Source organism: Arthrobacter sp. WCS2018Hpa-7 (assembly GCF_031843805.1).
Lineage (GTDB): Bacteria > Actinomycetota > Actinomycetes > Actinomycetales > Micrococcaceae > Arthrobacter.
Map to the genome: position 1 here is coordinate 1 of NZ_JAVTJB010000043.1, position 6325 is coordinate 6325.

The following is a 6325-nucleotide window of genomic DNA, read 5'->3' on the forward strand; positions in this document are numbered from 1 at the left end:
CCTCGTGGTAAACCGGGTCGCTCTCTCACGTCCCTCGTGGTAAACCGGGTCGCTCGCTCACACCCGGCGGCTACTGGCTTCGGATTTTCGCCGCTGCGGCCCGCCACAGGTGCATAGTGGCATACGAACGCCACGGGCTGACCTCCCTGAAATCGGCGCTCAGTCCAGTGCAGGCGGGCAGGACCTTCAAGCCGTTCCGGACCGCGGCATCATTCGCCAGGAAAACATCCGGAGCGCCCAGGACGCGCATTGCTGCATAGCCAACGGTCCATGGCCCCACACCGGGTAAGGGGAGCAGCTTGCTTTCGAGGCTGGTGGAATCGTCGCCGTAGCCGAAATCAAGTGCTCCGCTGGCCATTGCTTCGGACGCGGCAACAATGGAGTCAATCCGGCGCTGAGGTCCACGGAGGAGCGCCCGCCCGTGTTCGGCGAGTTCAGCCGCCGTCGGAAACAAGCGCTCCAAACCGGGGATGGCGCTATCCACGCGGGATCCGGCAGCAGATAACTGGGTCAGGGCCGTTCGCGCGGCAGCTACGGTGATTTGCTGGCCAATCATGGCCCGGATGAGTAGTTCGTGAGGATCCACAGCCCCCGGCACACGCATTCCTCGGATTGCGGTCACGCTGGCCGTCAGCCTCGGATCCGTTCCCAAGGCGTCATCTATCGCCTGTGGATCAGCGTCAAGGTCAAACAGCCGCCGGACCCGGCTCAAGAGTGCCGGGAGATCGTGGAGGTCCACCAGCGCAGCTGTGAGTTGCAAGGGTTTGCCGGGAGCTGAGGGGGTGTATGTGACAGAGAAGGAGGCACTGCCCCGCGGCAGGCGCAGGGTGCGGGCGTAAGTCCTGCTTCCATCGGCTCCAGTTCCGTCCGCCGAGGTGCTCGCCGCCTCGACGCCCGGCACCGCGCGTACAGCCAGGAAATCGAAAATACCCGGATCGAAGGGCTCCCGGTACGGCAGGTTCAATGTCAGCGCCGCTGGGGCTTGCGCCGTAGCAACGGCACCCCGGCGTTGCCCGGACTTGGCCCCGGTGGCGCGCAACGCCGTCGGGGTCATCGCGAAAACCTCGCCGATGGTGTCATTGAATTGCCGCACGCTGTTGAACCCCGACGCGAATGCAACGTCGGCCAGGAGCATGTCGGTGGAGACCAGCAGGGTTCTGGCGGTTTGTGCCCTGCTGGCCCGTGCCAGCGAGAGCGGACCGGCGCCGAGTTCGGTGCTGAGGATGCGGTTGAGTTGCCGCGCGGAGTAGCCCAGGCGGTTCGCGAGGCCGTCGACGCCTTCGCGGGTTATCACGCCGTCGTTGATCAGCCTCATTGCGCGGCCGGCGACGTCGGAACGGATGTTCCACGCGGGCGTTCCGGGGACAGCCTCGGGCAGGCACCGCTTGCAGGCGCGGTACCCGGCTTCGTGGGCAGCGGCAGAGGTTTCGTAGAACGTGACGTTCTCGGCTTTGGGTGTTCTGGCGGGGCACGATGGCCGGCAGTAGATGCCGGTGGAACTGACGGCCGTGAAGAACTGACCGTCGAACCGTGTGTCGCGGGCATCGATTGCCCGGTAGCGCTGCCAGAAGTCCATGGCTTCATCCTGCCAGCCGACCGAGACCACTGCTAGCGGAAATCGGACATGGCCGCTGGAAGTTTTGCTAGGGTCTGGGCATGGGCTCGTTCACGGAAAACGGAATCGGTCACCCCGACCACGTGCGCAGTTTCCTCCAAGGCGATGCTCGCGCCATCGCGCCGTTGATTCTGGGAGCAGTCCTCACGCACCACTCCGATGCCGGCCCCGTCTCCGTGAGGCTCACCGAAGTGGAGGCCTACATGGGCCCCCGCGGTTCAGAACATCCTGACCCCGGATCACACACCTTCGGTGGCCCGACGGCCCGTAATGCGCCCATGTTCGGTCCACCCGGTTTCCTCTACGTCTACTTCACGTACGGGATGCATTACTGCGCCAACATCGTCTGTGGACCGGACGGATTCGCATCCGCGCTGCTCCTGAGGGCAGGAGAAATAGTGGACGGGGATGAGCTCGCCGCGGTTCGCAGGCCGGCCTCCAAAGCGCACAAGGACCTCGCCAGCGGACCGGCGAGGCTCGCGTCCGCGTTGGGACTCACGACGGCGGACACCGGCCGTGACGCGCTCGCTTCACCGTTCAGCTTGTGGTTGCCGCCGACACCCGCTGCCGCCATCGCCAGCGGACCGCGGGTGGGCGTGGCGGGTCCGGGCGGAACCACGGAGTATCCGTGGCGTTTTTGGATTGAAGACGATCCAACGGTGTCACGGTACAAGGCAGCACGGCCTCGAAATCGGGTCGTTCCGCCATAACCGTCCCACCACATGACTTGTACCCCACGCGTTTACCAAAATCGCTGTAGAATGGACGGTCTGTCTTTTGCGATAGGGGTTACGGTTCGATGCACGACGCTGATTTGGTCCACGAGCAGGAATATGTGGCCGGGCTGTACGCCCGGCTCGATGAGCTGCGCGCTGAAAAGCGCGCCCAGCTGGCGCAGGTGCGCAAGGCCGGCGCGGTGGGAACCATGCAGAACGTTTCCGAGCGTGACGCGTTCGCGGCCTTGTACGAAGACCGCCTCGCTCAGCTCGACGCCGTCGACGACCGCTTGGTCTTCGGCCGCCTTGACCTTGACTCCGGTGAAGCACAATACATCGGACGCATCGGTCTCTCCACGGCCGATCTCCAGCGGCTGATGGTCGACTGGCGTGCGCCCGAAGCCGGGCATTTCTACCAGGCCACGGCCTTCGACCGTCAAGGCGTGCGCCGCCGTCGCCACCTGATCCTTCAGGGGCGCGATGTGAAAGCGATTGAAGACGATGTCCTGGACGCGGGGATGCTCGCAGACAACGACTCCCTTCAAGGTGAAGGCGCACTGCTCGCAGCACTGAACTCCAAGCGCACGGGCCGCATGTCGGACATCGTGGGCACCATTCAGTCCGAGCAGGACCGGATCATCCGCTCCTCCATCTCCGGCGCTTTGGTAGTCCAGGGCGGTCCCGGAACGGGAAAAACCGCCGTTGCCCTGCACCGCGCTGCCTATCTGCTGTACACGCACCGCGAACGGCTCAAGAGCGCCGGCGTATTGCTTGTTGGGCCGTCGTCGTCCTTCATGCATTACATCGAACGCGTGCTACCGTCCCTCGGCGAGACCGGCGTGGTCATGGCCAGCCTCGGCCGCCTGATGCCCGGCATCCACGCCATCCCCGAGGACGACGCCGACGTTGCCGCGCTCAAGGGCAAGCTGGACATGGCCAAGGTGGTGGCCAACGCCGTCGCCAACCGTCAAAGAACTCCCGCTGAGGACCGTATCCTCGAAGTCGATTCGCGGAAGCTCACTCTGACTGTCCGCCAGGTCCGCCGTGCCCGGGAAAAGGCGCGCGCCACAGGGAAGCCCCACAACGAAGCCCGGCTGACGTTCGTCAAGATCCTCCTTCGCGAGCTCACGGAACAACTGACGGACCTCGTCGAGGAAGGCAACATCGGCAACAACGCGGATCGCGCCTACCTTGCGGAAGACGTCCGGTCGGCGAGGGACGTGCGCATTGCGCTGAACCTCTGCTGGATGCCGATGACGCCGGAGAAGCTGATCTCTGAGCTCTTCAGCAAGCCGGCCATCCTTGAAGCCTGCACGCCGCACCTGACCCCTGAACAGCGTTCGTTGCTGCAGCGGCCCGTGGACGCGCCATGGACGGAAGCAGATGTTCCGCTGCTGGATGAAGCTGCTGAACTGTTGGGCGAACTGGATCCGGCCGCCGGCAGGGGATTGGCCCAGCAGGAAGCTGACCGCGCACGTGACATCGCCAATGCCAAGCAGACTCTTGCCAACATGGAAGCCATGGGTGTGGACGTCCTGGTGTCGGCCGAAGAACTTGCTGACCAGAACCAGGAACGCGAAGGTCGCCTGACTGCCGCGGAACGCGCCACCAGCGACCGTTCGTGGGCCTTCGGCCACATTGTGGTTGACGAAGCACAGGAACTTTCTCCCATGCAGTGGCGGCTCCTGGTACGTCGCTGCCCGTTAAAGTCGTTCACGATCGTCGGTGATATCGCCCAGACGAGTGCTGCGGCAGGTGCCAATTCGTGGCAGAGTGCGTTGGCGCCGTCGTTCGGTGACCGCTGGACTCTCGAAGAACTCACCGTCAACTACCGCACGCCCTCGCAGATCGCCGAAGCAGCAGTCCGTATGGCCAACCGTGCCGGACTGGTGGTCTCGGCTCCCAAAGCCGTGCGCGAAGGTAAATGGTCGCCCATTGTGGACCGCGTCGACGCGGACAGCATCGTGTCCCACTTGGTGGAGGTCCTGCCCGAGGAAGTTGAAGCGATCGACGGCGGCCTGCTGGCTGTCATCGCCGACGGGCCCCTGCTTCCGCAGGCCACCGCTGCACTGCGGAAGGTCTACGGACGCCGGATTGGCGCGGGGGCCGGCAGCTACGAACAGGACATCGTGGTCATCAGCCCCAAGGAAGCAAAGGGCCTGGAATTCGATGGTGTGGTGGTCCTGGAACCGGCCGCGATGCTGAATCATGAGCATGGCAAGGTGGGCGACCTCTATGTAGCCATGACGCGGGCCACGCAGCGTTTGCGCCTCATTGCCGCCGCCCCGGTACCTGCGGGCATCGAGCGCTAGGAAAAAGGGCCCCTGCAATCCTGCTAACTTAGATCTCGTGTCACACGTAAACAACCTCGAGTCCCAGCACAACGATCCCGCTTTTGCCAATGTCTGGCAGGAGCTCAAATGGCGCGGCCTGATCCACGTTTCCACTGATGAAACGGAACTGGAAAAGCTGCTCGCCGGGGACCCGATCACGTATTACTGTGGCTTCGATCCCACCGCGCCCTCCCTGCACCTGGGCAACCTCGTGCAGTTGCTGGTGATGCGACGCCTGCAGTTGGCAGGCCACAAGCCGCTCGGTCTGGTGGGTGGGTCCACCGGCCTGATCGGTGACCCGCGTCCGACGGCGGAACGCACCTTGAACACCAAGGACACCGTTGCTGAGTGGGTTGGGTACCTGCAAGGCCAGGTGCGCCGCTTCCTCAGTTTCGAGGGCGAAAACCCGGCACGCATGGTGAACAACCTGGACTGGACAGCGCCGCTGAGTGCTATCGACTTCCTGCGCGAAATCGGTAAGCACTTCCGTGTGGGCACCATGCTCCGCAAGGATGCTGTGGCGTCCCGGCTGAACTCCGAGGAAGGCATCAGCTACACCGAATTCAGCTACCAGATCCTCCAGGGCATGGACTACCTCCAGCTCTTCCGGGATTACGGCTGTGCGCTGCAGACCGGCGGCTCCGACCAGTGGGGCAACCTCACCAGCGGAACCGAACTCATCCGCAAGGTGGAAGGCAAGAGCGTCCACGCACTGGGGACGCCGCTCATCACTAACTCCGATGGCACCAAGTTCGGCAAGAGCGAAGGGAACGCCATCTGGCTGGACCCGGACATGTGCAGCCCGTACACGTTCTACCAGTTCTGGCTGAACACGGCGGACGCGGATGTTGTGGACCGACTCAAGGTGTTCACCTTCCTTTCGCGTGCAGAGATTGAGGCACTTGGGGAAGCTGTTGCGGAGCGTCCGTTTGCCCGCGAGGGCCAGAAGAAGCTCGCTTTCGAAGTGACCTCCCTCGTCCATGGCGTCCACGCAACGGAGAAAGTCATTGCTGCTTCGGCGGCACTCTTCGGCAACGGCGACCTCACGGTACTGGATGAGCGCACCCTTGAAGCCGCCACCGCGGAACTTCCGTTGGTGAAGATCGGCACCGACGGTTTGGGAATCATCGACCTCCTGGTTGCCTCGGGTCTGTCCGACAGTAAGTCGGCTGCCCGGCGGACCGTAGGGGAGGGCGGCGCGTACGTGAACAACACCAAGGTCTCCGATCCTGACGCAGTCATTGCCCAGGATCAACTGCTGCACGGACGGTACTTGCTCCTTCGTCGTGGCAAGAAAAACCTTGCCACGATCGAGGTTTCTGCTTAGGTTCTCTTTCCCTCCAGTTCCGAAAGGGCCGGCACCTTCATGGGTGTCGGCCCTTTTCGCGTTTCCTCGCTTGTTGCTCGAAGGCGACGGGCGCCGATGCATGGATGGTGGCGGAGGCAGCGGTCATCCTCGGCGCGCTCGGTCGTGCAGCGTCCCCTTTCCGGCCCTCTCTCATGTCCCTCGGGTTTCCGGCTGACGCTCTTTCATCTCCCTCGGGCTTCCGACCGACGCTCTTTCACTTCCCTCGGGGTTGGGGCCGGTTGCTGGCTCGTGTCCCTTGGGTGTGGTTGGGGGTTCGACGGCGGTGGTGGGGTTGTGTGATGGGCTTCACTTG

General features: G+C 63.7%; 4 protein-coding genes. 3 read left to right on the top strand and 1 reads right to left on the bottom strand.

Annotation, left to right across the window (positions count from 1 at the left end; translation table 11 throughout):
• Window positions 1-70: 70 nt before the first annotated feature.
• Window positions 71-1576, bottom strand: coding sequence for an AlkA N-terminal domain-containing protein (locus RQH14_RS22990; protein WP_311215426.1), 1506 nt, complete (start codon window positions 1574-1576; stop codon window positions 71-73).
• An 80-nt stretch (window positions 1577-1656) separates the two neighbouring features.
• Between RQH14_RS22990 and RQH14_RS22995 the strand changes: the two genes are divergently transcribed.
• The 3 genes from RQH14_RS22995 to tyrS all read left to right on the top strand — a co-directional run bounded on the left by RQH14_RS22995 (window position 1657) and on the right by tyrS (window position 5991).
• Window positions 1657-2325 (top strand): DNA-3-methyladenine glycosylase, encoded by a 669-nt coding sequence (locus RQH14_RS22995; RefSeq protein ID WP_311215427.1) that lies wholly within the window; start codon window positions 1657-1659, stop codon window positions 2323-2325.
• 89 nt (window positions 2326-2414) lie between these two features.
• Window positions 2415-4643 carry an ATP-binding domain-containing protein gene (locus RQH14_RS23000; protein WP_311215428.1) on the top strand — a complete coding sequence of 743 codons (2229 nt, stop codon included), beginning with the start codon at window positions 2415-2417 and terminating at the stop codon, window positions 4641-4643.
• A 37-nt stretch (window positions 4644-4680) separates the two neighbouring features.
• Window positions 4681-5991 carry a tyrosine--tRNA ligase gene (tyrS, locus tag RQH14_RS23005; RefSeq protein ID WP_311215429.1) on the top strand — a complete coding sequence of 437 codons (1311 nt, stop codon included), beginning with the start codon at window positions 4681-4683 and terminating at the stop codon, window positions 5989-5991.
• Window positions 5992-6325: the final 334 nt, after the last annotated feature.